This is a genomic window from Streptomyces sp. CY-1 (assembly GCF_047218265.1).
Taxonomy (GTDB): Bacteria; Actinomycetota; Actinomycetes; order Streptomycetales; family Streptomycetaceae; genus Streptomyces; species Streptomyces niphimycinicus.
Genome location: NZ_CP178393.1, coordinates 4,597,793 through 4,621,297, shown reverse-complemented (window position 1 = coordinate 4,621,297; position 23,505 = coordinate 4,597,793). Strand labels below are relative to the sequence as shown.

Below are 23,505 nucleotides of genomic sequence, written 5' to 3'. Positions count from 1 at the left end.
GCGGAGGGCGACCGGCGCCGCTGAGCGAAGGAGCCCCGCGCCGCTGAGCGAAGGAGCCCGGCACCGGCCCTGAGGCGTCATCGCGCCGTCCGGCCAGGTACGGTCATGGCGTGAGTGCGAACACGACCCATGACAAGCTGCCCATCCGGATGCTGCACGACCGTGTGCTGGTCCGCACCGACATTCCGGAGGGCGAGCGCCGCTCGTCCGGCGGCATCGTCATCCCCGCCACCGCGGCGGTCGGCCGGCGGCTGGCCTGGGCCGAGGTGGTCGCGGTCGGGCAGAGCGTACGGACCGTGGAGCCCGGTGACCGGGTGCTCTACGACCCGGAGGACCGGGCCGAGGTCGAGGTCCGCGGGGTCGCCTACGTCCTGATGCGGGAGCGCGATCTGCACGCGGTGGCCGCCGAGCGGCTGGAGGGCGCCGAGGACTCCACGGGGCTCTACCTGTAGGGACCTGTAGGGACCTGTAGGGACCTGTAGGGAACGGGGCTCTGCCGGTAGGGATACCGCGGGATCGGACATGACAGAGGGTGGTGACGGTCTCCGTCACCACCCTCCGCTGTTCGCGGTCCGCGGTCTCAGCCGCCCACCGGCCCCCCTGGGTCGCCCGGATCGCCACCCGGATCACCCGGCCCGCCCGGGCCCGGCTCCGTCGTCGGCCCCCCGGTGGGGATGTCCGTCGGCGGCGTGGGGACGGTCGGGGGCGTGGTGGGCTGCGTCGGCGGGGCGTCGGTCGGCGCCGTGGGGACCGAGGTGTCCGGCGGGGCGTCGGTCGGGGGAGTGGTGACCACCGGCGGCAGGGAGCCCGGCGGCTGCTGGCCGGGCTGGGAGCCGTCGGGGGTGCTCGCCCCGTCCTCCAGCCGCAGATCGAACTCGGCCGGTGGCTTGCCGTCCAGCGCGCCCGATGTGTACTGCGCCCAGATCTCGGCGGGGTAGCCGCCGCCGTTGATCCGCTCCAGGCCCGTCGCCCCGTACAGCGGCTTCTGCACGCCGGTATTGGAGTCCTGGCCCATCACCGCGACCACGGTCGCCAGATCCGGGGTGTAGCCCGCGAACCAGGCGGCCTTGTCCTCCTCCGCGGTGCCCGTCTTGCCCGCCGCCGGGCGCTCGGCGGCCTGGGCGGCGGTGCCGGTGCCGCCGTCGACCACGCTTTGAAGTATCGAGGTGGTGGTGTCGGCGGCGCCGCGCGGGATGGCCTGCCGGTTCTCCCGGTCCGGGAGATTCACCCGCGCACCGTCCTTGGTGACCTTCTCGACCAGGCTGTACTTGCCGTGCTCGCCGTGGTTGGCGAGGGTCGCGTACGCCTCGGTCATGTCCAGCACGCTCGCGGTGGCGGGGCCGAGCGCGATGGAGGGGGAGGCGTGCAGATCGGGGGTGTTCCTGGGGACGCCCAGGTCGATGGCGGTCTGCCTGACCTTGGCGGGGCCGACGTCCTGGGCCATCTGCGCGTACACCGAGTTCACCGAGTTGTCGGTGGCCGTGGTGACGTCGATGTCGCCGTAGTCGACGTCGTCCTCGTTGGCCGGGGAGTAGCCGGTGGGCCCCTCCGGGCCGACGACCTCCCGCTTGTTGTCGCCGTTGTAGAGGGTGTCCGGGGTGATCGTCTGACCGTCCTGGGTGGTGGACCCGTAGCGCACCGCCGAGGTGAAGACGAATGGCTTGAACGTGGATCCCACCTGGTAGTCACGGCGGGTCGCGTTGTTGACGAACTGCTTGGTGTAGTCGATCCCGCCGTAGAGCGCGACCACCTTCCCGGTCTTCGGGTCGATCGAGGCGCCGCCCGCGCGCACATAGCGGTCGACCTTGCGGTCCTTTGGGCTGAGCTTGCTCATCAGCCGGTCGCGCACGGCCTCCGCGAAGGCGTCCTGCTTCTTCTTGTCGATCGTGGTGGTGATGCGGTAGCCGCCGCGCGCCAGGGTCTGCTCGTCGATGATCCCGTTGCTGGTGAGGTAGTCCTCCACGGCCTCGACGAGATAGCCGCGCTGGCCGGACATGCCCGAGGCGACCCTGGCGTCGGAGGGCGTGGGGAAGGTCATCTTCTGCCGGTCGGCCCTGGTCAGCCAGCCCTTCTTGACCATGCCGTCCAGGACGTAGTGCCAGCGGCCCGTGGCCCGCCCCTTGTTCTGCGGATGGGCGACGACGTCGTAGGCGCTGGGGGCGTTCAGCAGGGTCGCCAGATACGCGCCCTGGGCGGTGTCCAGCTCGCCGATGTCCTTGCCGTAGTACGCCTGGGCGGCGGCCTGGATGCCGTAGGCGTTGCGCCCGAAGTAGCTGGTGTTGAGGTAGCCCTCGAGGATCTTGTCCTTGCTCACCTCCCGGTCCAGCTTGATCGCGATGAAGAACTCCTTGGCCTTACGGGTGACCGTCTGTTCCTGGTCCAGGTAGTAGTTCTTCACATACTGCTGGGTGATGGTGGAGCCGGACTGCTTGCCCTTGCCGGTGGCGGTGTTCCAGGCGGCCCGGACCATCGCCTCGGGGTTGATGGCCGACTCCGAGTAGAAGTCCCGGTCCTCGGCCGCCAGCACCGCGTGCTGGATCCGCTTGGGGATCTGGCTGAGCTGGACGTTCTCCCGGTTGACCTTGCCCTCGCGGGCGAGCTGGGAGCCGTCGGAGTAGAGGAAGACATTGCTCTGGGCGATGGCGGCTCTGTTGGCCGGGGGGATGTCGACGAGCAGATAGCCGGTGACGAGCCCGCCCGCGATCAGCAGCACGATCAGGAGGAAGCCTCCGAGGACCATGCGCCAGGTGGGCAGCAGCCGGCGCCATCCGGTGCGCTGGGGACGGCCCTTTCTGCCCTTGGCCGGTTTGCCCGCCGGGAGGCCGTCCGCGCGGTGCGGCGTGTCGTGGTTGCCATCGTCGATGCCCGGCCGGGCATCCGTTCCGGCCGCGCCACCGTCGATCAACTGGGGCTCGTCGCTCATGTCTCCTGAGACTCCTCAGCCGCCGTCGAGGGTTGCACGGCGGCAGGATCGTGCACGGTCGGGCGATTCGCGTCGTACGCCCGATAAAACACTGTCGCATCATCCGTTCCGGGCCGAGGACGTGGCGCGCACCCGTGACTGGTCTGTGACCGGCCACATGGATGATTCCGCTCACACCATCCGGTGAATATTGCCTGGCCGTCACTCCGGTCACCCCACTAGGCTCCGGATTTTGGCGCCGGCCGGGCGCCGAGGTCGGGGGAGGGAGGGGCGGGCGGATGCGGCTGTACGCGGCCGTCGCGGTCAGCGGCTTCAAACGCTACGCGACGTATCGGGTCGCCACCGTGGCCGGGGTCTTCACCAATACCGTTTTCGGCTTCATCCTCGCCTACACCTACACCGCGCTGTGGGACGAGCGGCCGCATCTCGGCGGCTACGACCTCGATCAGGCGCTGACCTTCGTCTGGCTCGGCCAGGCGCTGCTGGCGGCCGTAGCGCTGATGGGCGGCGGCTTCCAGGAGGAGCTCCAGGACCGCATCCGCTCCGGTGACATCGCCGTGGACCTCTACCGCCCCGTCGACCTCCAGTCGTGGTGGCTGGCCACCGAGCTGGGCCGGGCGCTGTTCCAACTGCTGGGGCGCGGTGTGGTGCCGATGGGGATCGGGGCGCTGGTCTTCGAGCTCCGGCTGCCCGCCTCGCCGCTGACCTGGCTGTGGTTCCTGCTGTCGGTGGTGCTCGCGGTGTGCGTCGGCTTCGCGGTGCGCTATCTGGTGTCGCTCGCCTCCTTCTGGCTGCTCGACGGGACGGGGCTGTCCATGCTCAGCGGGCTGCTGTGCCTGTTCTTCTCCGGGATGATCCTGCCGCTCAACGTCTTCCCCGGGCAGCTCGGCGAGATCGCCCGCGCGCTGCCCTGGGCGGCGATGCTCCAGGTGCCCGCGGATGTCTTCCTGGAGGAGCACCGGGGGGCGGGGCTGCTGGGGGCGTTCGCCTTCCAGGCGGGGTGGATGGTGGTGCTGCTGGCGGCGGGGCGGGTGCTCCAGTCGGTGGCGACCCGGAAGGTGGTGGTCCAGGGTGGCTGAGTCGGCCGTGTCCACCGGGCTGCGGGCCTACGTCCTGATCGTCGGGATGTGGGTGCGCTCCACGATGGCGTACCGCACCTCGTTCCTGATCATGACGCTGGGGAACCTCCTCGCGACCGGTCTGGACTTCGTGGCGATCGCGCTGATGTTCACCCATATCGGGCAACTGGGCGGCTTCACCCTTGACGAGGTCGCCTTCCTCTACGGCACCACCAGCGTCGCCTTCGGCCTGGCCGATCTCACGCTGGGCACCATGGGGCGGCTGGGCCAGCGGGTGCGCGACGGCACGATGGACACCCTGCTGGTGCGGCCGGTGCCGATACTCGCCCAGGTCGCCGCCGACCGCTTCGCGCTGCGCCGGCTGGGCCGGATCACCCAGGGGGCGGCGCTGCTCGGCTGGTCGCTGAGCCGGCTGGACATCGACTGGACGCTGGACCGGGCGCTGCTGCTGCCGGTGATGCTGCTGAGCGGGGGTGCCATCTTCGGGGCGCTGTTCGTGCTCGGCGGCGCCTTCCAGTTCTGGGCCAAGGACGCCTCCGAGGTGCAGAACGCCTTCACCTTCGGCGGGACCACGCTGCTGGAGTACCCGCCGACGGTCTTCGGCAAGGAACTGCTGCGGGGCGTCACCTTCGTCATCCCGCTGGCCTTCGTCAACTGGCTCCCGGCGCTGCACATTCTGGGCCGCCCCGATCCGCTGGGGCTCCCGGCCCGGATCGGCTTCGCGGCGCCGCTGGTCGCCTGCGGCTGCTGTGCGGTGGCGGGGCTGGCCTGGCGGGCGGGGCTGCGGGCGTATCAGAGCACGGGGAGCTGAACGGGGAGTTGAGGGGAGGATGGCCATGGACGATCTGATCGAGCTCGACGGTGTCGAGAAGGTGTTCCAGGTGCGGCGCAGAGCCGGGCTGATGCGCCGTGAGCGCCGCGAGGTGCGCGCCGTGGACGGCATCAGCTTCCGGGTGCCGCGCGGCGAGATGGTGGGCTACATCGGCCCGAACGGCGCCGGGAAGTCCACCACGATCAAGATGCTGACCGGGATCCTGGTGCCCAGCGGCGGACGGCTGAGGGTCGCCGGAATCGACCCCTCCAGGGAGCGGACGCGGCTCGCCCGCCGGATCGGGGTGGTCTTCGGGCAGCGCACCACTCTGTGGTGGGATCTGCCGCTGCGCGATTCATACGCGCTGGTGCGGCGGATGTACCGGATCCCCGACGACCGCTACCGGGAGAACCTGGACCGCTGTGTGGAACTGCTCAACCTGGGCGAGCTGTTGGACGTGCCGGTGCGTCAGCTCTCGCTCGGCCAGCGGATGCGCGGCGATATCGCGGCCGCCCTGCTGCACGACCCCGAGGTGCTCTATCTCGACGAGCCGACCATCGGGCTCGATGTGGTCAGCAAGGCGAAGGTGCGGCAGTTCCTGCGCGATGTGAACGCCGAGCAGGGCACCACCGTGCTGCTCACCACCCACGATCTGACCGATATCGAACTGCTGTGCAAGCGGGTGATGGTCATCGACCACGGCCGGCTGGTCTACGACGGCGGGCTGGACGGGCTGCACGCGGTGGGGGAGAGCGAACGCACCCTCGTGGTCGACCTGGAGCAGGAGCTGCCGCCCATCGAGATCCCCGGCTCCCGGACGGTGCGGGTCGAGGGGCCCCGGCAGTGGCTGGCCTTCCCAGCGACCAGCAGCGCGGCGCCGATCGTCGCGGCGGTCGCCGACGGCTATCCGCTGGTGGACCTCTCGGTGCGGGAGCCCGAGATCGAGGACGTGATCGCGAGGATGCTGCACGGCGGGCGCGGAGCGTGAGTACGGGAGACGGATCGGGGGCGGACCCGCGTACGAGATACGGGCCACGGCCGGTGCCCGCCGTTAGTCTGTCCGTATGACGAGCGCTGGTTCTTCCCAGGGGGCGAGCCCCGACCTCCCGGACCCGGCCGGGATGCGGGCCTCCGACGCCGAGCGGGAGCGGATCGCGGAGGTCCTCCGCGAAGCCGTCGCCGAAGGCCGCCTGGACATGGAGGAGTTCGACGAGCGGCTGAACGCGGCCTACACGGCGCGCACCCACGGCGAGTTGGAGCCGCTGGTACGGGACCTCCCGGTGCCCGGCGGCGCCGCTCCGGCCCCGCCGGCCCCGGCCGATCCGGGCGGCTGGAGGGAGCGCATCGGCGGCACCCCGACGTCCAGCATGGGGATCGCGATCATGGGGGGCTTCCAGCGCAAGGGCACCTGGACCGTGCCGCGCCGCTTCACCGCGTTCACGCTCATGGGCGGCGGTGAGATCGATCTGCGCGAAGCCCGCTTCGAGGACCGTGAGGTCGTCATCCGCTGCTTCGCCCTCATGGGCGGTGTGCAGATCACCGTGGAGCCGGGCGTCGACACGCATGTCAGCGGCATCGGCATCATGGGCGGCTTCGACCACAGCGGAGGGGTCGAGGGCGAGCCCGGCGCGCCGCGGGTGACCGTCACCGGCCTCGCGCTCTTCGGCGGGGTCAGCGTCGAGCGCAAGCTCCGTAAGGAGGAGCACAAGCGGCTCAAGGAGGAGCGCCGCCGGGTGAAGGCGGAGCGCAGGGACGAGCTGCGCACCGAGCGCCGGGAACTGCGGGGCGCACGGCGCGACGGGCGCCGTGAGGAGCGGGAGGAGCGCCGGCTGTCCCTGGAGAAGGACCGCCGCCGCGACGACTACTAGGGCTGTTACGGCGGCCCGCTCCAGGGGGCGGCGAGAGGCTCCGGCCCGAGCCTCCGGCCTACAGCTCGGCCGCCGTGCGGCCCCGCAGATGGTCCAGGTCCAGCGCCCGCGCCATCGCCCGGTAGCCGTTGTCGCTCGGGTGCAGATGGTCGCCCGAGTCGTACATCGGGCGCAGCCGCAGCGGGCTGATCGGGTCGCGCAGCGCCTTGTCGAAGTCCACGACCTCGTCGAAGACCCTTCCGGCCCGGATCCGCGCGTTCACCTGCTCGCGTACGGCGTCGAGCTGGGGTGTGTAGCCCCGGTGCCCGTAGAAGGGCGTCAGGGTGGCTCCGATGACCCGCAGGCCGCGGGCGTGGGCCTGCTCGGTCAGCCGCCTCAGGCCCCATACGATCCGGTCGGGGTCGGTCTCATGGGGGATGCGCAGTATGTCGTTGACACCCAGTTCGACGACCACGGCCTTGACGCCCGTACGGGACAGCACATCGCGGTCGAAGCGGGAGAGCCCGCTGGGGTTGTTGGGCGGGTACTGCGTGCCGTCGCTCAGCACGCGGTTGCCGCTGATGCCCTGGTTGAGCACGCCGAAGCGGGGCGCGCCGGGCTCGCTGCGCAGCCGCTCGGCGAGGAAGTCGGTCCACCGGTGGTTGGCCCCGGCGGTGGAGGTGATGCCGTCGGTGATCGAGTCGCCCAGCACCGCGACCGCGCCCTCGGCCTGCTTGGACCACACGTCCACACCGGTCAGATAGCGCCAGTAAGGGCTCTGCTGGGTGTAGGCGGCGCCCGCGGTGTCCTCCGTACGGTCGCCACGCGCCATGTACGACGTCTGGCGGGCGTGCGGATGGTAGGTGACCGAGCCGGACGCCTGCGGGGTGTAGGTGGTGACCAGCAGATCGGCCGCGTCCGGGACGGCGAGCCGCACCGGGTCGCTGGTGATGGCCTTGCCGGGCGGGATCGTCGCCCAGGAGCGGTTGTTGAAGGCGAGGCGGCGCATGGTGCCGGCCGCTGCGGTGGGGTTGCTGGGCGCGGCGGCAAGCGCCAGCGAGGCATGCGTGATCGTCAGCGGACGGCTGCTGTAGAAGTTGGAGAGCTGGATGCGGGCGCTGGTGCCGCCGATGGTGGTGTGCACCACGTTCCGTATCGACATGCCCGACAGGCCGCGCAGCGTCCTCGGCTCGGCGGCCGCCGCCGAGGTGGACCAGGTGCCCACCCAGGACCCGGCCGAGGCCGGGTCGGCCGCGCCGCGGGCCCCCTGCGCACGGGAGTCCGTACCGCCGTTGTCGCCACCGAGCCCGATGAATATCGCGGTGGAGACGAGGATCACCACAGCCGCCAGCGCAGCGAGCACGGCATACCCCGTGCGTCTGGGCATTGGGGGCATGCTCATGAGCGGGTTGTCTCCTCGGGCGGACGGAGCCCGGGGCTCCGGAAGTGGACGGGAACGGCGGGTGGTATCCGGCAGCGCCGATGCGGTCCGGTCGGTCACTCATGATCCCATGGCGGGACCCGGCTCCGCCTGTCGGCCTGCCCCCAATGGTCTGGGTCGCTCCCCCAGACAGACGACGGGAACTCACCGTTCGTTCCACCCATGGGCGACTGAGACCGGAAAGAGACAATGCATGAGGGGACGGGTCGACCGGGTGGAGCGTATGGAGCGAAGAACGACTGGTGAGACGGCGGCCCCGCCGTCCCGGGGCGCGGCCGTGCCCTTTGTCACGGACAGTCCCCTGGACGTGGAGCGGCGGCGCGGAGTGCGCCGGATGAAGGCGCTCGCCACCGGCATGCTGCTCGGTGTCGCACTGGTGTACGTGCTCGCCACCTGGGCGCGCTCCTCCGGTATCGGCGGCTGGACCGGCTATGTCGCCGCGGCCGCCGAGGCGGGCATGGTGGGCGCCCTGGCCGACTGGTTCGCGGTCACCGCGCTCTTCCGGCGGCCCATGGGGCTGCCGATTCCCCATACGGCGATCATCCCCACCAAGAAGGACCAGCTCGGGGCCAGCCTCGGGGAGTTCGTCGGGGAGAACTTCCTCTCCGGCGACGTCGTGCGGATGCGGCTGCGCGCGGTCGGCATCGGCAGCCGGCTCGGCACCTGGCTCGTCCAGCCCGAGCATGCCGAGCGGGTGACGGCCGAGCTGGCGACCGCGCTGCGCGGCGCGCTCACGGTGCTGCGCGACTCCGATGTGCAGGCGGTGGTGGGCGAGGCGATCACCCGCCGGGCGGACGCCCAGGAGGTCGCGCCGGGCCTGGGCAAGCTCCTGGAGCGCGTTGTCGCGGAGGGCGGCCACCGCCGCGCCGTGGACCTGGTGTGCCTGCGCGCCCACGACTGGCTGGTGGAGCACAACGACTCGGTGATGCAGGCCGTGACCGGCGGCGCCCCCGGCTGGACGCCGCGGTTCGTGGACCGCAAGGTCGGCGACCGCGTCTACAGGGAACTGCTGCGCTTCGTCACCGAGATGCGCGATATGCCCGCCCATCCGGCGCGCGGCGCCCTGGACCGCTTCCTCACCGACTTCGCCGGGGATCTCCAGTCCGACACCGACACCCGGGCGCGGGTGGAGCGGGTCAAGAGCGAGGTGCTGGGGCGCGGCGACGTCCAGGACATCATCGCCACGGCCTGGGCCTCGGTGCGGGCGATGATCGTCACGGCGGCCGAGGACGAGCGCAGCGAGCTGCGGCAGCGGGCGCGGGCGGCGATTCTCTCGCTGGGCAGCCGGATGGTGACGGACCAACGGCTGCGGGACAAGGTCGACGGCTGGCTGGAGGACGCCGCCGTCTATGTGGTGACGACGTATCGGGACGAGATCACCTCACTGATCACCGAGACGGTGGCGGGCTGGGACGCGGAGCACACCTCGCGGAAGATCGAGGCCCATATCGGCCGGGATCTTCAGTTCATCCGGATCAACGGCACGGTGGTGGGCGCCCTGGCCGGGCTGGTGATCTATACGGTCTCGCGGGCGATGGGCGGATAGCCGCGCCCTGTCTCTGGCAGGTGCGCGCGGCCTGGCCTATGGTGCGCGCGTGCGACGTCGTCGAGGGCGGGCCGTGCTCGCCCGGGGGCTGTGGACGGCCGGTGAACTCGCCGTCACCCTCGGGCTCGTGGTGCTGCTCCTGGTCGTCCACCAACTGTGGTGGACCAACCGGCAGGCCAGGGCGGGCGCACGGCATGAGGTGGGCGTACTGGAGCGGCAATGGCGCGACGGGGCCGCCGAGTCCGCGACACCGGCGCCGGGGGCGACGCGGTCCTCCGATTCCCCTCCTGGGGACGGACGCGACCGTGAGCGGGCGACCGGGGGCGGCGGCCAGGGGCCGCGCCGGGACCAGGCGTACGCCGTGCTCCGGATCCCGCGTATCGGCCTTACGGTGCCCATCGCGGAGGGCATCGGCCGCGCGGCGGTGCTCAACAAGGGGTATGTGGGCCACTATCCGCGCACCGCCCAGCCGGGCCAGGCGGGCAATGTCGCCCTCGCGGGCCACCGCAACACCCACGGCGAGCCCTTCCGGCAGTTGGACGAGGTGCGCCCGGGCGACACGGTGCGCATCGACACCGCCGACGCCCGCTACACGTACACGGTCGAGCGCACCCTGCCGCGCACCTCGCCCGCCGACGGCGCGGTGGTCGCCCGGGTGCCGTACAGCTCCGCCCATCCCCGCTACCGCTACACCGAACCGGGCTACTACCTCACGCTGACGACCTGCACCCCCGAATTCACCTCCCGCTACCGCCTGGTGGTCTGGGCCCGGCTGCGGGCCGCCGCCCCACGGGACCCGGGCGGGGGCCACTGAGCGCTCCGCTGGAATGTGCCGTGATGTGCAGTGATGTGCCGTCGTTCGTCCGCGGCGCCGTCGTGGCTGGTCCCACGCGGCGGAGCCGCACATTGACACAGCCCCGCGCCCCTTCGGGGCGCATCCGACCGCACCGGACTTCATCGAGGCCGCTTAGACTGACGGGGAGCCTGGAGGGGAGACCGGCCGGGAGAGGGGTGTGACGGTGTCGCGACGACTCGAAGCGCTGCGCATGCAGCTCGGCGTCTGCCTGTTTCTGCTGACCGGGGTTCTGCCGGTGCAGAGCGGGACCGTCAGCGCCGTCGCCCTCGCCGCCACCGTGGCGGCCACGGCCGCCGTCGCCACCGCGCTGCTGACCTGCGCGATCCTCGCCTCCCGCGGCCGAATACCCGCCCCCGCCGGGCGGATTCGCACCGCGATACGGGACCGTGAGCGCCGTACGGCGTTCCTGCCCCAGCGGGATCCCGACGCCTCGGGACGCCCGAGGCCGCGAGCGCCGGGCCGTCGGCTGCCGACGGCCGCGTAGGCGCACCCATTTCGCTGTACGGCGGAACCCCCAGCCGCTCCGGTGTTTGAGGAGCGGGGGCCGGGGCGGAGCCCCCGGAAGCTCCAGCATGCGTACCGCCGCGCCACGCGGCTCGTCACGCCGATGTCTTCCTCACTCCGGCACGACGAGACCCGCGGAGGGCTCCCATGTCCTTTTTCTCTTCCCTCGGCTCCCTGCTGACCACCATGGCGGGCGGCCTCGACCCGCTCTTCGGCGCGTCCGCGGCGGCGGCCGCCATCGTCCTGTTCACGCTGTGCGTCCGCGCCGCCGCTGCATCCCCTCGCCCGTGCCGCGGTGCGCGGTGAGAAGGCGCGGGCCGCGCTCGCGCCGAAGCTCACGGAGCTGAGCCGCAAGCACAAGGGCGACCCCGAGCGGCTGCGGCGCGCCATGGCGGAGCTGCGGGCCAAGGAGGGCGCGTCACCGCTGGCGGGCTGTCTCCCGGCGCTCGCCCAGCTTCCGGTCTTCTTCGTGATGTACCACGTGTTCTCCACCGGCAGCGGCGCCGGAGACCTCCTCGACCACACCCTCGCCGGGGCCCCGCTCGGCGCCCGGTGGGGCGGGGCGTTCAGCGGTGCGCCGGGTCTGGTCTACCTCGGGCTGTTCGCGGTGATCGCGGCCGTGGCGACCTGGACGTATCTCCGCGCCCGCAGGACGACCGTCCCCGGGGCGCCCGGAGTGGCCCGGGCGCTGCCGCTGCTCTCCTTCGGGACCCTCGTCACCGCCGCCGTGGTCCCGCTGGCGGCGGCGCTGTACCTGGCGACCAGCACCACCTGGACGGCGGTGGAACGGGCCCTGCTGCACCGCGGATGACGGCAGTCACGAGTGAAACCGCTGTCCCAGTCCGTGAATGAGGTCTTGCGGGCTGGACGCCCCTGAAGGGAGGATCGATCAGCCGGTAGGCGCCTCGCACCGGCCTGTGACCTCGGGAGTCTTGGGATGAAACTGCTGCGAGTCGGACCGGCGGGCGCGGAACGCCCCGCGCTGCTCGATCAGAACGGCACCTTGCGCGATCTGTCCGCCCTGGTCCCGGACATCGACGGCGCCCTCCTCGCCGACGAGGTCGCCCTCGCGCGGCTGCGCGCGGCGGCGGCCGGGGAGGGCGACGACGCGCTGCCCGTGATCGAGGACGGCGGGGTGCGGATCGGCCCGCCGCTCGGCCGGATCGGCAAGATCGTGTGCATCGGGCTGAACTACCACGACCACGCCGCCGAGACCGGCGCCACCGCCCCCGAAGAGCCCATCATCTTCATGAAGGCCCCGGACACGGTCGTCGGCCCCGATGACACGGTCCTCGTGCCGCGCGGCAGCGTGAAGACCGACTGGGAGGTCGAACTCGCCGTCGTCATCGGCCGCACCGCCCGCTACCTCGACTCCGACGAGGCCGCCCTCGCCTCGGTCGCGGGCTATGCGATCGCCCATGACGTCTCCGAGCGCGCCTTCCAGATCGAGCGCGGCGGCCAGTGGGACAAGGGCAAGAACTGCGAGACGTTCAACCCCCTGGGCCCCTGGCTGGTGACCGCCGACGAGATCCCCGATCCGCAGGCCCTGGGCCTGCGTCTGTGGGTCAACGGCGAGGTCAAGCAGGACGGCACCACCGCGGACCAGATCTTCGGCGTGGCCCAGGTGGTCCGCTACCTCAGCCAGTTCATGACCCTCTACCCCGGCGATGTCATCAACACCGGCACCCCGGCGGGCGTGGCCATGGGCCGCCCCGAGCCCAAGCCGTACCTCCGCTCCGGCGATGTCGTCGAGCTCGAGATCGACGGACTGGGGCGCCAGCGCCAGGAGTTCAAGGACGCGTAGCCGGATGCCGGTCTCGGATGCCGGGCCCGGATGCCGGGCGGGCGGCCCCGTCGGGGCCGCCCCTCCGCGCGGCCGTCTCGAGCCGTCGTCGCCTCAGGCCGTCGTCGGCAGATAGCGCTCGAGCGCCTCCACCACCAGTGCGTGGTCCTCGGCCTGCGGCAGCCCCGAGACGGCGACCGCGCCGATGACGCCCGTGCCCGTCACATGGAGGGGGAAGGCGCCGCCGTGCGCGGCGTACCGGTCGGGGTCGAGGCGGGAGGACTCCTCGAAACTGGCGCCCTTGGCGCGGAAGCGGGCGCCGACGAGGTACGAACTCGCCCCGTAGCGCTCCACGACCCGGCACTTGCGCTCCAGCCAGGCGTCGTTGTCGGGCGAGGTGCCCGGCAGGGCGCGGTGGAAGAGCCGCTGACCGGCCCGGTGGATGCCGATCGTGACGGCGGCGCCGCGCTCCTGGGCCAGGTCGGCGATGAGACAGCCAAGACGCCAGGCGTCGTCGTTGTCGAAGCGGGGCAGGCGCAGTCGGCGCTCCTGCTCCTCGATGCGGGATATCAGCTTGGCGTGCTCGCTCATGCGGGGACCTCGATCCGGACGGTACGGCGCTCCGCGGCCGACAGCCGGGCAGCCTCCAGCACATGCAGGGCGGCCGCGGCCTCGGCGGCGGTGACCGGCGGCGGGGTGCCGTCGCGGAGGGCGGCGGCGACGGCGGCGTAGTACGCGGGGTAGTCGCCCCGGAGGGTCGGCACCGGGACCCCGCCGCCGGTCAGCGGGGACTCTCCGGCGCCCAGCCGGCCCCATTCGCTCTCCGGCTCGGTGCCCCATTCGACGGACGGGTCGCCCGGGCGCAGCCCCTCGCGCAGGGCGGCCTCCTGCGGGTCGAGGCCGTACTTCACATAGCCCGAACCGCTGCCCAGCACCCGGAAGCGCGGGCCGAGCTGGGCGGTGATCGCGCTCATCCACAGATGGGAGCGGACGCCGCTGGTGTGGGTGAGCGCGATGAAGGTGTCGTCGTCGGTTTGCGCCCCCGGGCGGCGCACATCGACCTCGGCGTAGACGGAGTCGACGGGGCCGAAGAGGGTGAGCGCCTGGTCGACGAGGTGGCTGCCCAGGTCGTACAGCAGCCCGCCGACCTCGGCCGGGTCGCCGGACTCCCGCCAGCCGCCCTTGAGCTGCGGCCGCCACCGCTCGAAGCGGGACTCGAAGCGCTGTACGTCGCCGAGCGCGCCCTCGGCGAGCAGCGCGCGCAGGGTGCGGAAGTCGTTGTCCCAGCGGCGGTTCTGGAAGACGCTCAGCAGCAGCCCGCGGGCCTCGGCGAGCGCGGCCAGCTCCTCGGCCTCGGCGGCGGTCGCGGCCAGCGGCTTGTCCACCACGACCGGCAGCCCCGCATCGAGGGCGGCGCGGGCGAGCGGCACATGGGTGCGGTTCGGGGACGCGATGACGATCAGGTCCAGCTCATCCGCCCGGCCCCACAGCTCATCGGCGGAGTCCGCGAGACGGATATCGGGGAACTCGGCGCGTGCCTGCCGCTGCCGCTCCGGGCTGGAGGTGACGATGGTGTCCAGGACCAGTCCCTCGGTGGCCGCGATCAAGGGGGCGTGGAAGACGGATCCGGCCAGGCCGTAGCCGATCAGTCCCACGCGGACGGTGCTGCTGTCATCCATGGCATCCATGAGGGCCACTTTGGCAACAGTGTTGCTAAAGCGCAAGCGATGGCCACAATGGAGGGGTGAACAGCACCATGTCGGGGGCGGCCGGGCCCGGAGCCAATCTGACCGCCCTGCGCAGCCATAACGCCGCGCTCATCCTGCGTCTGCTGCGCGACGCGGGCGAGGACGGCGTCAGCCGACCGGAGCTGGCCGCCCACACCGGCCTCACCCCGCAGGCCGTCAGCAAGATCACGGCGCGGCTGAGGACCGAGGGGCTGGCGGTGGAGGCCGGTCAGCGCGCCTCGACCGGCGGCAAACCGCCCGCCGTGCTCCGCCTGGTCCCGGGCGCCCGCCATGCGATCGGGCTTCAGCTCGACCGCGATGAGCTGACGGCCGTCCTCGTCGACCTCGCGGGCACGCCGGTCGCCGCCCGCACCGCGCCCTTCGACTTCGGCGCGCGGGCGGAGGAGGCGCTCGCGGCGGCCACCGCCGAGGTCAGGGCGCTCCTCGCGGACGCCGGGACCGGCCTTACGGGGACCGGCACGGAGACCGGCGGCGCGACCGGCGGCGTGGCGGGTGGCGCGGCGGGCGGCGGGCTGCTCGGTGGGCTGCTCGGCGTCGGCGTCGCCACGCCCGGACCGCTCGACCACGGCTCGGGCGTACTGCACCGCGTCACCGGCTTCCCCCAGTGGGACGGCTTCCCGCTGCGCGACGCGCTCGCCGAGCGGCTCGCCCTGCCCGTCGTCCTCGACAAGGACACCAACGCCGCGGCGCTCGGGCTGGTGACCACCGGGACCGCCGCGTCGGCCGCGTATCTCCATCTGGGCACGGGGCTCGGCGCCGGTCTGATGCTCGGCGGAGAGGTGTACCGGGGGGCGCGGACCGACGCGGGGGAGTTCGGGCATCAGGTGATCCAGCTCGACGGGCCGCCCTGCGAATGCGGCAACCGCGGCTGCCTGGAGGCGCTGTGCCTGGCCGCCGTCGCACGCGGCGACCATACGGACGCGGCGCGGCTGCTCGGCGTCGGCGCGGCCAACCTCGTACGGCTCCTCGACATCGACCGGGTGCTGCTGGGCGGCCGGGTGGTGCTGGCCGATCCCGAGCCCTACGTTCACGGTGTGGCCACGATGATCGCCGAGGACTCCGCCCGCGCCAGCCGCCTCCCCGTGCCCGTGGATGTCGTACAGCGGGGCGGGCGGGCCGTGGTCGAGGGCGCCGCCCGGCTCGTACTCGCACCGCTGTTCGCACTGGGCTGATCGAGGGGGATCCTGACCGCCAGTCGGGGGCAATCCGGGCCTGGTGCGGTGTGTCGGCGTGCGGACGCGGAATGTAGCGCAGTGCTCGGGGAAACCCCGCACAGCAGAGGTCACTCATGCGCTTGCCCACCGCACTGTCCCTACGAGCTGTCCTTCCGGCGGCCGCGCTCGCGTTCGCCCCCGCCCTCTATGGAATCCCGGTGTACGCCGCCGAGGCCGACTCCGCCGCCTGCGGGGGCCGGAACGCCTCCGACTTCCCGATCGAGGCCCATCTGCGCGATGGGCCGGATCAGTACGCCCGGGGCGGCGGCTGGCGCGGCTGGCACCTCGAACTGCGCAACGCCACGGACACCGGCTGCCGTGCCATCCACCCCATCGCCGTTCTGGTCGACCAGGCCCGTGAACTGCGGCCCCGGCATATTGGTTTCGAGTTCCTGGACCCGTCCGCGGAGGGCGGTGCCACCTGGCGGGCCGTCCCCTTCCAGACGACGGACGAGGACGAGAACATCGGGGTCTTCGACAACAGCCATTTCAAGGGTTTCACCGTGCCCGCGCACAAGACCGTCGATGTGCAGGTGCGCACGCGTTTCACCGAGGACGCGCCCGAGGGGCCGGTGACCGCCAACGCCATCGCCGTACAGCGGCGCGCGGACGACGGCGACTGGGTGGGGCAGTCGAACGACTACGAATTCCGCATCGGCACGGCGGCGACGACGGGGGCGAGCGGTTTGGGCACGGGCACGGGTGCGGGTACCGGGACGGGCGCGGAGTCCGGGACGGGCGCGGAGTCCGGGACGGGGGTCGAGGCCCAGACGGGCACCGGACCGCGGACGAGGGCCGCTACGGGTGCCGTCAGGGATAGGGAGACGGACGCCGGTGTCGACGCCGGAGCCGCTACCGACGGAGCTGCCGAGACCAAGCCCGCGCCGCAGCCGACCACCCGCTCCAAGAGCCCCACGGCCGCTCCGACGCGAACGCCCGAGCAGGCCCGGCCCTCCGCCGAGCCGAGCCGGACACCGAGCCCCGGCGCAAGCCATAAGGAGAGCCATCCGGCCGCGGTGCCGCCCCGTGCCGACAGCGACGCTGATGCCGACGTAGACACCGATCCCAGTGCCGGAACGGACACGGAGACCGGAGCGGACGCCGATACGGATACGGGTGCGGACACGGGTACCGCTACCGAGCCGGGTGCGGATGCCGACACCGACACCGGCATGGACGCCGACGCGGACGCGGACCTCGGCGCGGACGCGAGCACCGGAGCGGACGCCGATACGGATACGGGTGCGGACACGGGTACCGCTACCGAGCCGGGTGCGGATGCCGACACCGACACCGGCATGGACGCCGACGCGGACGCGGACCTCGGCGCGGACGCGAGCGCTGATGCCGACACGGGTACCGGGACCGACACGGGTACCGACACCGACACGGGCGCCGACACCGACACGGGCGCCGACACCGAGGCAGGTACGGACACCGAGGCGGACGCCGACGCCGACGCCGGTACCGGTACCGACCTGGACGAGGGCCTCGACGCGGACAGCGACCTCGGTACCGGCACCGACCTGGGCACCGACACCGAGCTGGGCACGGAGACCGACACCGACGACCCCAGCGCCGAATCCGACCTGGGCACCGAGACCGACCCCGGCGCTGAAACGGACCCGGGCACCGACCCCGGAGCCGAGACCGACCCCGGACGCGAGTCCCAAGCCGACCCCAGCACCGACCCCAGCACCGGCACCGACGGACGCCATGAGCAGGACGGCGGCCACGAGCGCGAGCGGATCCCCGAACTCGCCGCGACGGGCCGTCATACCGCCCTGCTCGCGGGGCTCGGCGTCATCAGCGCCGCGCTCGTGACCTGTGGCACCGTCCTCGTGGTGAAGACCCGGCGCTCGGGGACCTGAAGCCCCGATGTCCCCGATGTCGAGCTACTGGCCCCGGGGCCCCTCGCCCCGGCGGCGCAGCTCGTCGTCGATCTTGTCCGAGCCGGACTGGATCTGCTCCGAGTACTTGCCGCCCGTCTTCTTGTCAGCGGCCTCGGCCCCCTTACGAGTGCCCTTCCGAGCCTTGTCGGGGTTCTTGCTGATCGCGCCCTTGAGCTTGTCCATCATGCCCATCGCGGCCTCCTTACGGTCCGGCTCGTTCCAGGGAGGGGTGGAATCCGCCCCTCCTCAGGATCAGACACCTGTGCGGATCTGTCGCGCTGGGACGGGGCGCGAACGGACGGCGAACGCATTGTGCTCCCGGACACGGGGGTCTCCCCAAGACTTTCCCCGGTTAGGCTGAGGTCGTCGCCAAAGGTCGATTCCGAGCGGAGAGCAACCAGTGGCAGAGCGCAAGCCGATCGAGTCATGGCTCACCGACATGGACGGCGTCCTGATGCACGAGGGCATACCGGTGCCGGGTGCCGATGCCTTCGTCAAGCGGCTGCGCGAGTCCGGCACGCCCTTCCTGGTGCTCACCAACAACTCCATCTACACCCCGCGCGACCTCCACGCCCGGCTGTCCCGGATCGGGCTGGACGTCCCGGTGGCCAACATCTGGACGTCGGCGCTGGCCAGCGCCCAGTTCCTGGACGAGCAGCGCCCCGGCGGCACCGCGTATGTGATCGGGGAGGCGGGGCTGACCACCGCGCTGCACGACATCGGCTACGTCCTTACGGATGTCGAGCCGGACTATGTGGTGCTCGGCGAGACCCGTACGTACAGCTTCGAGGCGCTCACCAAGGCCATCCGGCTGATCAACGACGGTGCGCGGTTCATCGCCACCAACCCCGATGAGATCGGCCCCTCCGCGGAGGGTGCGCTGCCCGCCACCGGCTCCGTGGCCGCGCTGATCACCAAGGCCACCGGCCAGAAGCCGTACTTCGTCGGCAAGCCCAATCCGCTGATGATGCGCTCCGGGCTGAACGCGATCGGTGCCCACTCCGAGTCCAGCGCGATGATCGGCGACCGGATGGACACCGATGTCCGGGCCGGGCTCGAGGCCGGTATGGAAACCTTCCTGGTGCTCACCGGGGTGACCAAGGCGGCAGAGGTGGACCGGTACCCGTACCGCCCGTCCACGGTCGTCGACTCCATCGCGGACCTCGTGGAACGCATCGCCTGACCCGGCGAGGGACCCTGCCTGACCGGCCGGGAACCCCCGGATGGCGCAGTAGGCGCCCGCAGCGGATGCGGGCCCCCGCCGGGCGCGTGAGCCTCTTGGTATCGGGAGGTTCTCACCATGCGCATCGTCGCACTCACTCTCTGTACCGCAGCATGCGCCGCCGTCGCGGCGGTGACGGCCGCCGCCCCGGCCCTCGCCGACCAGCGCCACTCCGCCACCACCACGATCCGGATCAGTCCACACGCCCTCGCCCCCGGCGCCGAGGTCGAGGTCTGGGCCTTCGGCTGCCCCGACCGGGAGGCCACCGCCTCGTCACCGGTGTTCGTGGACGACGCGGAGCTGACGCCCGAGGGGAACGCGCTCTTCAGCGAGGCGACGATCCGCTCGACGGCGACCAAGGGGGCGCACCGGGTCACCGTCGACTGCGCGGACGGCCTCGCGAGCGGGGACCGTGAGGACGGTAAGGGCACCATGGGAGGGGTCTCCCTCGCCGTGGAACGCCCGCCCTCGCCCGTCGCCCCCGTCCGCGCGGGCGGCGGCGGCACCGCGCCCGACGAGACCCGGGCACGCGATGACATCGGCGGCGCGGAGGCGTACGGCCTGGTGCTCTCGGGCGGTACGGCCCTTGCCGTCGGCGGCCTCGCGGTCCACCGCCGCCGCCATCCCTCCGGTACGGCGGGCTGATCGCCATGGACTTGGACACCGAGATGGACGGGAACGTGGACGGGAATCGCTTCTCCGGCCTCGGACGGCTGGCCACCGGGGTGGCCTGGGTGGCGCTGCTGCTCGGCCTGTGGATGTGGGGCCGGGACACCACGGAGGGAACGGGCGGTCCGGCCCCGATGACCGGGGACGTGGCCGCGGTCGGACGGCCGCCCACCCATCCGCTGCCCCCGGCGCACGTCCCGCTGGCGGCCGCGCGGCCGAAGCGGGTCGTGATCGAGGCGGCGGGGGTCCGCGCCCCCATCGTCGCCAGCGGCCTCGACCGCGACGGAGCCGTGCGGCCCCCGTCCGTCAGCCGCCCCGGCACGGTCGGCTGGTACCGCGCCGGCCCCGAGCCCGGCTCCCCGGGCGCCGCGCTGCTGGTCGGTCACCTGGACACGAAGAGCAAACCGGCGGTCTTCCATGGGCTGAGCGACCTCAAGCGGGGGGAGCGGGTACGGGTCGGGCGATCGGACGGTACGACGGCGGAGTTCACGGTCGAGGACGTCGAGGTGGTGCCGGAGAAGCACTTCGACGCGCGACGGGTGTACGGGTCGCGGTCCCATGACCGTGCGGAGCTGCGGCTGATCACATGCGGAGGGAAGTTCGACCGCTCGACGCGAACGTATACGGCGAACGTCGTCGTCTCGGCCTACCTGACCGGCACGACGGGCTCCGCCCACGGTGTGTCGGCGGGAAGCCGCAATGCGCACTAGGGCTGCGCCCCGGAGCTCGGGGCCGGGCTCCGCCCCGCCCGCCGAGCGCGTCGCGTCATGGCGTACGGGCGAAAAACCGGGTGGGTTGTGGATGAGGCCGCGGTGGTTCGGGGCGGTGTGTAAGGATTGATTCGACCGGTCTTGTCCTGCCGGGGGATTACCGTCTGTTCCCCTGAGCGTGCGCCCAAGGGGGAGTGGATGTACGGCAGTTGCACCGGCCGTTCGCGCCACGTTGCCCGTACCATCCGCGTCCGCACTCGCGCGCTCTCCGGCGCCGGGGCGCTGCTCTCGTGTGTGTTGCTCTCCGGGTGTTTCGGGGCCTCGAAGGGGGACAGCGATCACGCTTCCCTCGCCGGGCAGGCGAAGCAGCGGCCCAAGGCCACGATTCCCTACTGGGTGAATCCGGATGGCAGCGCCGCACGGCAGGTGGCGGCGTATCGGAAGAAGGGGGCGGACGGCGAGGCCAGGCTGATACAGAAGATCGCCGAGCAGCCCGTCGCCGAGTGGCTCGGGGTGGACGATCCGGAGGGGCAGGCGCGAGGGTTCACCGCGGCCGCGGGTCAGGTGAACCGGGACGCGCTGCTGGTCTTCTACAACATCCCGCACCGCGACTGCGGGCAGTACTCCAAGGGCGGCGCCGCCGATGGCAACGCCTATCGCACCTGGCTGGACAAGGCGGTCCGGGGGATCGGCAACCGCCGTGCGACGGTCATCCTGGAGCCCGACGCGCTGCCGCACGTCGTGGACGGCTGTACGCCCAAGCAGTTCCATGAGGAGCGGTACGACTTACTGACCGGCGCTGTGGACAAGCTCAAGGGGCTGCCGCGCACCAAGGTCTATCTGGACGCCGGAAACCCCCACTGGATCAAGGACCCGCGCCGGATGGTCGAGCCGCTGAGGCGGGCCGGTATCCGTAAGGCCGACGGCTTCGCGCTGAACACCTCCAACTACCAGACGACCCAGGAGAACAGGGCGTACGGCAAGAGGCTGTCCGCGCTGACCGGCGGCAAGCCCTTCGTGATCGACACCAGCCGTAACGGCAATGGCCCGGCCCCCGGCAAGAACGACCCGCAGGCGTGGTGCAATCCGAAGGGCCGGGCGCTGGGCGAGCGACCGACCACCGACACCGGGGACAAGCTGGTCGACGCCTATCTGTGGATCAAGCGTCCGGGCGAGTCGGACGGCACCTGCAAGGGCGGTCCCACCGCGGGTCGGTGGTGGCCCCGGTACGCGCTCGATCTCGCCCGTAACGCCCATCGTAAGGACAGCTAGGACGGGCTAGGCCGGCTGGGACAGCCGGCCTGCCGTCACTTCTTCTTCGGCGCGGGCACCTTTACCCACACCGCCTTCGACGGTGTGCCCTGATCGTCCACCGCGTTGAGCATGTACCACCCCGGCGGCATCAGCGACGCGTTCTTCGGCAGTGTCACCGTCACCCCGTCCCTCGTCCGCGTGAAGTCGAGCGCGATCGACCGCTGCTCGACATTGGTCACATGGGTGAAGGACCCGGGCCGGATCAGCCGCATCTTGGTGATCGCCGATGCGTGCGCGGTCCGGTACGTGGTCTTCGCGCCCGGCTTGACCGTCCTGGGCTCGGTGTCGGTGAGCTTCGGACGGGAGTCGCGGAAGAGATACGGCGGGGTGTAGAGGTCGATCTGCTGCTGGAACTCGCCCGGCTTGGTGTTGGCCTTGTCGCCGAAGAGCGAGTCCGAGCCGAAGGTCATGACCCGGCCGTCCGGCAGGAGCAGCGCCCCCGAGTGGTAGTTGCGGCCCACCAGCGGATCGGCCACCGAGCGCGCGGTGTTGGTCTTCGGGGTGTACAGCTCGGCCTTGAGTACGTTGGTGTCACCGCGGCCCCGGTAGTCGCCCGAGCCGTTGGTGGTCAGGACGGTGTCATCGGGCAGGATCACACTGCTCGGATAGCGCGCCTTCGCATACAGCTCCGGACCGTTTTCGAAGCGCGGCTTATCGGCACGCAGATCGGCGATCCGGGTCTTCGCCGTGGACTTGGTGTCCTCGCCGACCCCGCCCCCGCCCAGCACCATGTACCGCTGGTCCTGTGCGGGCGGCAGCAGTACGGACATCGAGGTCTCCAGGGCGTCCGGGTCGCTGATGCCCGGGACCACGTCGAACCGATTGCTCTTCAGGTCCCAGATGCCGGGGGTGCGGCCCTTGTCGTCCGGGCCGTATCCGGCATTCGAGCCGGTGTAGAAGATCCGGCCCTTGCCGGTCAGGAACAGCGCGGGATACGTCGGGAAGAAGCGCTTCTTGGGCAGGTACTTCCACTTCTTGGTCTTGGGGTCGTAGATCTCGTTCTTCCCCGGGACCACCTGGCCGATCTCGTCCAGCCCGGAGACCGCCAGCACCTTGCCGTCCTGAAGGCCGGTCAGGGTCGGGTACCAGCGGGCCTCGTTCATCGGATCGACCGGGATGTACCGCTCGGCCACCGGGTCGAACTCATACGCCTGCTTGATGCCCTGGAAGTCCTTCTTGTCGAACGACAGCTTCTGCGCGATGCCATAGAAGTTCTGCCGGTCCTTGCCCTTCAGCCCGGCGATCCGGTAATTGTCCTCGGTGCCGGTCTGATGCTTCCTTCCCTTGCGCAGCGCCTCCACATAGACCCGCGCCGTGCTCGCGCTGACCGTGACCTTCTTGGTCTTCTTGTTCGTTTTCTTCGTCGCGCGCGGAACGAGAAGCGGGTCCTTGGACACGAAGGTCTTGCCGCTCTCCTTCCCGGTGAAGCGGGTCCCGGCGGGGAAGGTCCTGGGCTTGTCGGGGTTCTCGTTGTGGACGAACATCAGTCCGCCCGCCTTCTCGACATCGCCCTTGAGCTTCTCGTAGCGCTGGGTGCCGCCCGCCACCAGGAGCTTTCCGTCCGGAAGCTGGGAGTGCCCGGAGCAGAAGAGGTCCTTGGGGGTCGGAATGTTGGTGAAGGTGTTCTTCTCCGGGTCCCATAGGACGCTGCGGAAGGATTTGGCGGCGAAGTTCTTGGCGTTGTTCCCGGAGCCGGCCACCAGCAGCACCTTGCCCGTGTGCAGCAGGGCGGCGTGGATCGTATTGATCCGGTATTGCTCGGGGACGTCGACCACATCCCAGTGGCCGTTCTCCGCCTTGTACTCCGGTTGGTTGATTTTGTACGCGTGGTACTTGTCCGAGCTGAAACGGTAGAGAGCCGGGCCGTTCATCCCGGCCAGTACGGTGATCGCCGCCGCACCGATCCCGAAGCGACGGGTGCGGCGACTCGGTCGGTACTTCACTTC

23 protein-coding genes are annotated in these 23,505 nt (G+C 71.4%); 17 read left to right on the top strand and 6 right to left on the bottom strand.

Features of this window, described 5'->3' with window-relative positions; all coding sequences use genetic code 11:
* Window positions 1–149 precede the first annotated feature (149 nt).
* Window positions 150–452 carry a GroES family chaperonin gene (locus ACK1X7_RS19560; RefSeq protein WP_052393151.1) on the top strand — a complete coding sequence of 101 codons (303 nt, stop codon included), beginning with the start codon at window positions 150–152 and terminating at the stop codon, window positions 450–452.
* A 128-nt stretch (window positions 453–580) separates the two neighbouring features.
* Here ACK1X7_RS19560 and ACK1X7_RS19555 read toward each other — a convergent pair whose 3' ends face one another.
* Complete coding sequence (locus tag ACK1X7_RS19555; protein ID WP_385145547.1) at window positions 581–2,923, bottom strand: transglycosylase domain-containing protein; 2,343 nt, start codon at window positions 2,921–2,923, stop codon at window positions 581–583.
* A 278-nt stretch (window positions 2,924–3,201) separates the two neighbouring features.
* On the opposite strand from ACK1X7_RS19555, the gene ACK1X7_RS19550 reads away from it, so the two are divergent.
* The 4 genes from ACK1X7_RS19550 to ACK1X7_RS19535 all read left to right on the top strand — a co-directional run bounded on the left by ACK1X7_RS19550 (window position 3,202) and on the right by ACK1X7_RS19535 (window position 6,681).
* Window positions 3,202–4,002 (top strand): ABC transporter permease, encoded by an 801-nt coding sequence (locus ACK1X7_RS19550; protein WP_385145545.1) that lies wholly within the window; start codon window positions 3,202–3,204, stop codon window positions 4,000–4,002.
* Window positions 4,003–4,048: 46 nt separating this feature from the next.
* Window positions 4,049–4,813 (top strand): ABC transporter permease, encoded by a 765-nt coding sequence (locus ACK1X7_RS19545; protein WP_385145561.1) that lies wholly within the window; start codon window positions 4,049–4,051, stop codon window positions 4,811–4,813.
* A gap of 19 nt (window positions 4,814–4,832) precedes the next feature.
* The gene (locus tag ACK1X7_RS19540; protein WP_390793522.1) at window positions 4,833–5,801 is read left to right on the top strand and encodes an ABC transporter ATP-binding protein; all 969 of its coding nucleotides are present in this window, start codon (window positions 4,833–4,835) and stop codon (window positions 5,799–5,801) included.
* A 76-nt stretch (window positions 5,802–5,877) separates the two neighbouring features.
* Window positions 5,878–6,681, top strand: a complete 804-nt coding sequence (locus ACK1X7_RS19535) for a DUF1707 SHOCT-like domain-containing protein (RefSeq protein WP_398160340.1) — start codon at window positions 5,878–5,880, stop codon at window positions 6,679–6,681.
* 58 nt (window positions 6,682–6,739) lie between these two features.
* Here ACK1X7_RS19535 and ACK1X7_RS19530 read toward each other — a convergent pair whose 3' ends face one another.
* Entirely contained in the window at window positions 6,740–8,047 is a 1,308-nt protein-coding gene (locus ACK1X7_RS19530; protein WP_385145539.1) for an SGNH/GDSL hydrolase family protein, read from the bottom strand.
* 277 nt (window positions 8,048–8,324) lie between these two features.
* Here ACK1X7_RS19530 and ACK1X7_RS19525 point away from each other — a divergent pair, with 277 nt between their 5' ends.
* The 6 genes from ACK1X7_RS19525 (at window position 8,325) to ACK1X7_RS19500 (ending at window position 12,811) form a co-directional block, all read left to right on the top strand.
* Window positions 8,325–9,647: a DUF445 domain-containing protein gene (locus ACK1X7_RS19525; protein WP_385145537.1), complete on the top strand. Its 1,323-nt coding sequence runs from the start codon at window positions 8,325–8,327 to the stop codon at window positions 9,645–9,647.
* A gap of 49 nt (window positions 9,648–9,696) precedes the next feature.
* Window positions 9,697–10,461, top strand: a complete 765-nt coding sequence (locus ACK1X7_RS19520) for a class E sortase (protein ID WP_413115412.1) — start codon at window positions 9,697–9,699, stop codon at window positions 10,459–10,461.
* 205 nt (window positions 10,462–10,666) lie between these two features.
* The gene (locus ACK1X7_RS19515; protein ID WP_385145533.1) at window positions 10,667–10,987 is read left to right on the top strand and encodes a DUF6412 domain-containing protein; all 321 of its coding nucleotides are present in this window, start codon (window positions 10,667–10,669) and stop codon (window positions 10,985–10,987) included.
* A gap of 167 nt (window positions 10,988–11,154) precedes the next feature.
* Window positions 11,155–11,313: a hypothetical protein gene (locus ACK1X7_RS19510; RefSeq protein ID WP_413115411.1), complete on the top strand. Its 159-nt coding sequence runs from the start codon at window positions 11,155–11,157 to the stop codon at window positions 11,311–11,313.
* Complete coding sequence (locus ACK1X7_RS19505) at window positions 11,303–11,818, top strand: YidC/Oxa1 family membrane protein insertase (protein WP_413115410.1); 516 nt, start codon at window positions 11,303–11,305, stop codon at window positions 11,816–11,818. Before ACK1X7_RS19510 ends, ACK1X7_RS19505 begins: the two co-directional genes overlap by 11 nt.
* Before the next feature lie 126 nt (window positions 11,819–11,944).
* The gene (locus ACK1X7_RS19500; RefSeq protein WP_413115409.1) at window positions 11,945–12,811 is read left to right on the top strand and encodes a fumarylacetoacetate hydrolase family protein; all 867 of its coding nucleotides are present in this window, start codon (window positions 11,945–11,947) and stop codon (window positions 12,809–12,811) included.
* Window positions 12,812–12,904: 93 nt separating this feature from the next.
* On the opposite strand, the gene ACK1X7_RS19495 is transcribed toward ACK1X7_RS19500, so the two are convergent.
* Together ACK1X7_RS19495 and ACK1X7_RS19490 are read right to left on the bottom strand one after the other, a co-directional pair.
* Window positions 12,905–13,381: a heme-degrading domain-containing protein gene (locus ACK1X7_RS19495; RefSeq protein WP_398160342.1), complete on the bottom strand. Its 477-nt coding sequence runs from the start codon at window positions 13,379–13,381 to the stop codon at window positions 12,905–12,907.
* Complete coding sequence (locus tag ACK1X7_RS19490) at window positions 13,378–14,478, bottom strand: Gfo/Idh/MocA family protein (protein WP_385145526.1); 1,101 nt, start codon at window positions 14,476–14,478, stop codon at window positions 13,378–13,380. The genes ACK1X7_RS19495 and ACK1X7_RS19490 overlap by 4 nt, the downstream gene beginning before the upstream one ends.
* A gap of 68 nt (window positions 14,479–14,546) precedes the next feature.
* Here ACK1X7_RS19490 and ACK1X7_RS19485 point away from each other — a divergent pair, with 68 nt between their 5' ends.
* Both ACK1X7_RS19485 and ACK1X7_RS19480 read left to right on the top strand, forming a co-directional pair.
* Entirely contained in the window at window positions 14,547–15,710 is a 1,164-nt protein-coding gene (locus tag ACK1X7_RS19485; RefSeq protein ID WP_385145559.1) for an ROK family transcriptional regulator, read from the top strand.
* 116 nt (window positions 15,711–15,826) lie between these two features.
* Window positions 15,827–17,623 (top strand): hypothetical protein, encoded by a 1,797-nt coding sequence (locus ACK1X7_RS19480; RefSeq protein ID WP_413115408.1) that lies wholly within the window; start codon window positions 15,827–15,829, stop codon window positions 17,621–17,623.
* 24 nt (window positions 17,624–17,647) lie between these two features.
* Here ACK1X7_RS19480 and ACK1X7_RS19475 read toward each other — a convergent pair whose 3' ends face one another.
* Window positions 17,648–17,836 (bottom strand): antitoxin, encoded by a 189-nt coding sequence (locus ACK1X7_RS19475; RefSeq protein ID WP_211125359.1) that lies wholly within the window; start codon window positions 17,834–17,836, stop codon window positions 17,648–17,650.
* 208 nt (window positions 17,837–18,044) lie between these two features.
* Between ACK1X7_RS19475 and ACK1X7_RS19470 the strand changes: the two genes are divergently transcribed.
* The 4 genes from ACK1X7_RS19470 (at window position 18,045) to ACK1X7_RS19455 (ending at window position 21,517) form a co-directional block, all read left to right on the top strand.
* Window positions 18,045–18,827, top strand: a complete 783-nt coding sequence (locus ACK1X7_RS19470) for an HAD-IIA family hydrolase (protein WP_385145522.1) — start codon at window positions 18,045–18,047, stop codon at window positions 18,825–18,827.
* A 117-nt stretch (window positions 18,828–18,944) separates the two neighbouring features.
* Window positions 18,945–19,511, top strand: coding sequence for a hypothetical protein (locus ACK1X7_RS19465; RefSeq protein ID WP_413115407.1), 567 nt, complete (start codon window positions 18,945–18,947; stop codon window positions 19,509–19,511).
* Window positions 19,512–19,516: 5 nt separating this feature from the next.
* A complete protein-coding gene (locus ACK1X7_RS19460; RefSeq protein WP_385145518.1) occupies window positions 19,517–20,245 on the top strand; it encodes a class F sortase in 729 nt (242 codons plus the stop codon).
* A 198-nt stretch (window positions 20,246–20,443) separates the two neighbouring features.
* Window positions 20,444–21,517 (top strand): glycoside hydrolase family 6 protein, encoded by a 1,074-nt coding sequence (locus tag ACK1X7_RS19455; RefSeq protein ID WP_385145516.1) that lies wholly within the window; start codon window positions 20,444–20,446, stop codon window positions 21,515–21,517.
* 35 nt (window positions 21,518–21,552) lie between these two features.
* On the opposite strand, the gene ACK1X7_RS19450 is transcribed toward ACK1X7_RS19455, so the two are convergent.
* Window positions 21,553–23,502, bottom strand: coding sequence for a galactose oxidase-like domain-containing protein (locus ACK1X7_RS19450; protein WP_390793526.1), 1,950 nt, complete (start codon window positions 23,500–23,502; stop codon window positions 21,553–21,555).
* Window positions 23,503–23,505 lie beyond the last annotated feature (3 nt).

Excerpts from the sequence above, each read along its gene's own strand:
- ACK1X7_RS19560 (WP_052393151.1), top strand. The coding sequence starts at position 150 with ATGCTGCACGACCGTGTGCTGGTCCGCACCGACATTCCGGAGGGCGAG.
- ACK1X7_RS19555 (WP_385145547.1), bottom strand. The coding sequence starts at position 2,923 with ATGAGCGACGAGCCCCAGTTGATCGACGGTGGCGCGGCCGGAACGGAT.
- ACK1X7_RS19550 (WP_385145545.1), top strand. The coding sequence starts at position 3,202 with ATGCGGCTGTACGCGGCCGTCGCGGTCAGCGGCTTCAAACGCTACGCG.
- ACK1X7_RS19545 (WP_385145561.1), top strand. The coding sequence starts at position 4,049 with ATGTGGGTGCGCTCCACGATGGCGTACCGCACCTCGTTCCTGATCATG.
- ACK1X7_RS19540 (WP_390793522.1), top strand. The coding sequence starts at position 4,833 with ATGGCCATGGACGATCTGATCGAGCTCGACGGTGTCGAGAAGGTGTTC.
- ACK1X7_RS19535 (WP_398160340.1), top strand. The coding sequence starts at position 5,878 with ATGACGAGCGCTGGTTCTTCCCAGGGGGCGAGCCCCGACCTCCCGGAC.
- ACK1X7_RS19530 (WP_385145539.1), bottom strand. The coding sequence starts at position 8,047 with ATGCCCAGACGCACGGGGTATGCCGTGCTCGCTGCGCTGGCGGCTGTG.
- ACK1X7_RS19525 (WP_385145537.1), top strand. The coding sequence starts at position 8,325 with ATGGAGCGAAGAACGACTGGTGAGACGGCGGCCCCGCCGTCCCGGGGC.
- ACK1X7_RS19510 (WP_413115411.1), top strand. The coding sequence starts at position 11,155 with ATGTCCTTTTTCTCTTCCCTCGGCTCCCTGCTGACCACCATGGCGGGC.
- ACK1X7_RS19500 (WP_413115409.1), top strand. The coding sequence starts at position 11,945 with ATGAAACTGCTGCGAGTCGGACCGGCGGGCGCGGAACGCCCCGCGCTG.
- ACK1X7_RS19495 (WP_398160342.1), bottom strand. The coding sequence starts at position 13,381 with ATGAGCGAGCACGCCAAGCTGATATCCCGCATCGAGGAGCAGGAGCGC.
- ACK1X7_RS19490 (WP_385145526.1), bottom strand. The coding sequence starts at position 14,478 with ATGGATGCCATGGATGACAGCAGCACCGTCCGCGTGGGACTGATCGGC.
- ACK1X7_RS19485 (WP_385145559.1), top strand. The coding sequence starts at position 14,547 with ATGTCGGGGGCGGCCGGGCCCGGAGCCAATCTGACCGCCCTGCGCAGC.
- ACK1X7_RS19480 (WP_413115408.1), top strand. The coding sequence starts at position 15,827 with ATGCGCTTGCCCACCGCACTGTCCCTACGAGCTGTCCTTCCGGCGGCC.
- ACK1X7_RS19475 (WP_211125359.1), bottom strand. The coding sequence starts at position 17,836 with ATGGGCATGATGGACAAGCTCAAGGGCGCGATCAGCAAGAACCCCGAC.
- ACK1X7_RS19465 (WP_413115407.1), top strand. The coding sequence starts at position 18,945 with ATGCGCATCGTCGCACTCACTCTCTGTACCGCAGCATGCGCCGCCGTC.
- ACK1X7_RS19460 (WP_385145518.1), top strand. The coding sequence starts at position 19,517 with ATGGACTTGGACACCGAGATGGACGGGAACGTGGACGGGAATCGCTTC.
- ACK1X7_RS19455 (WP_385145516.1), top strand. The coding sequence starts at position 20,444 with ATGTACGGCAGTTGCACCGGCCGTTCGCGCCACGTTGCCCGTACCATC.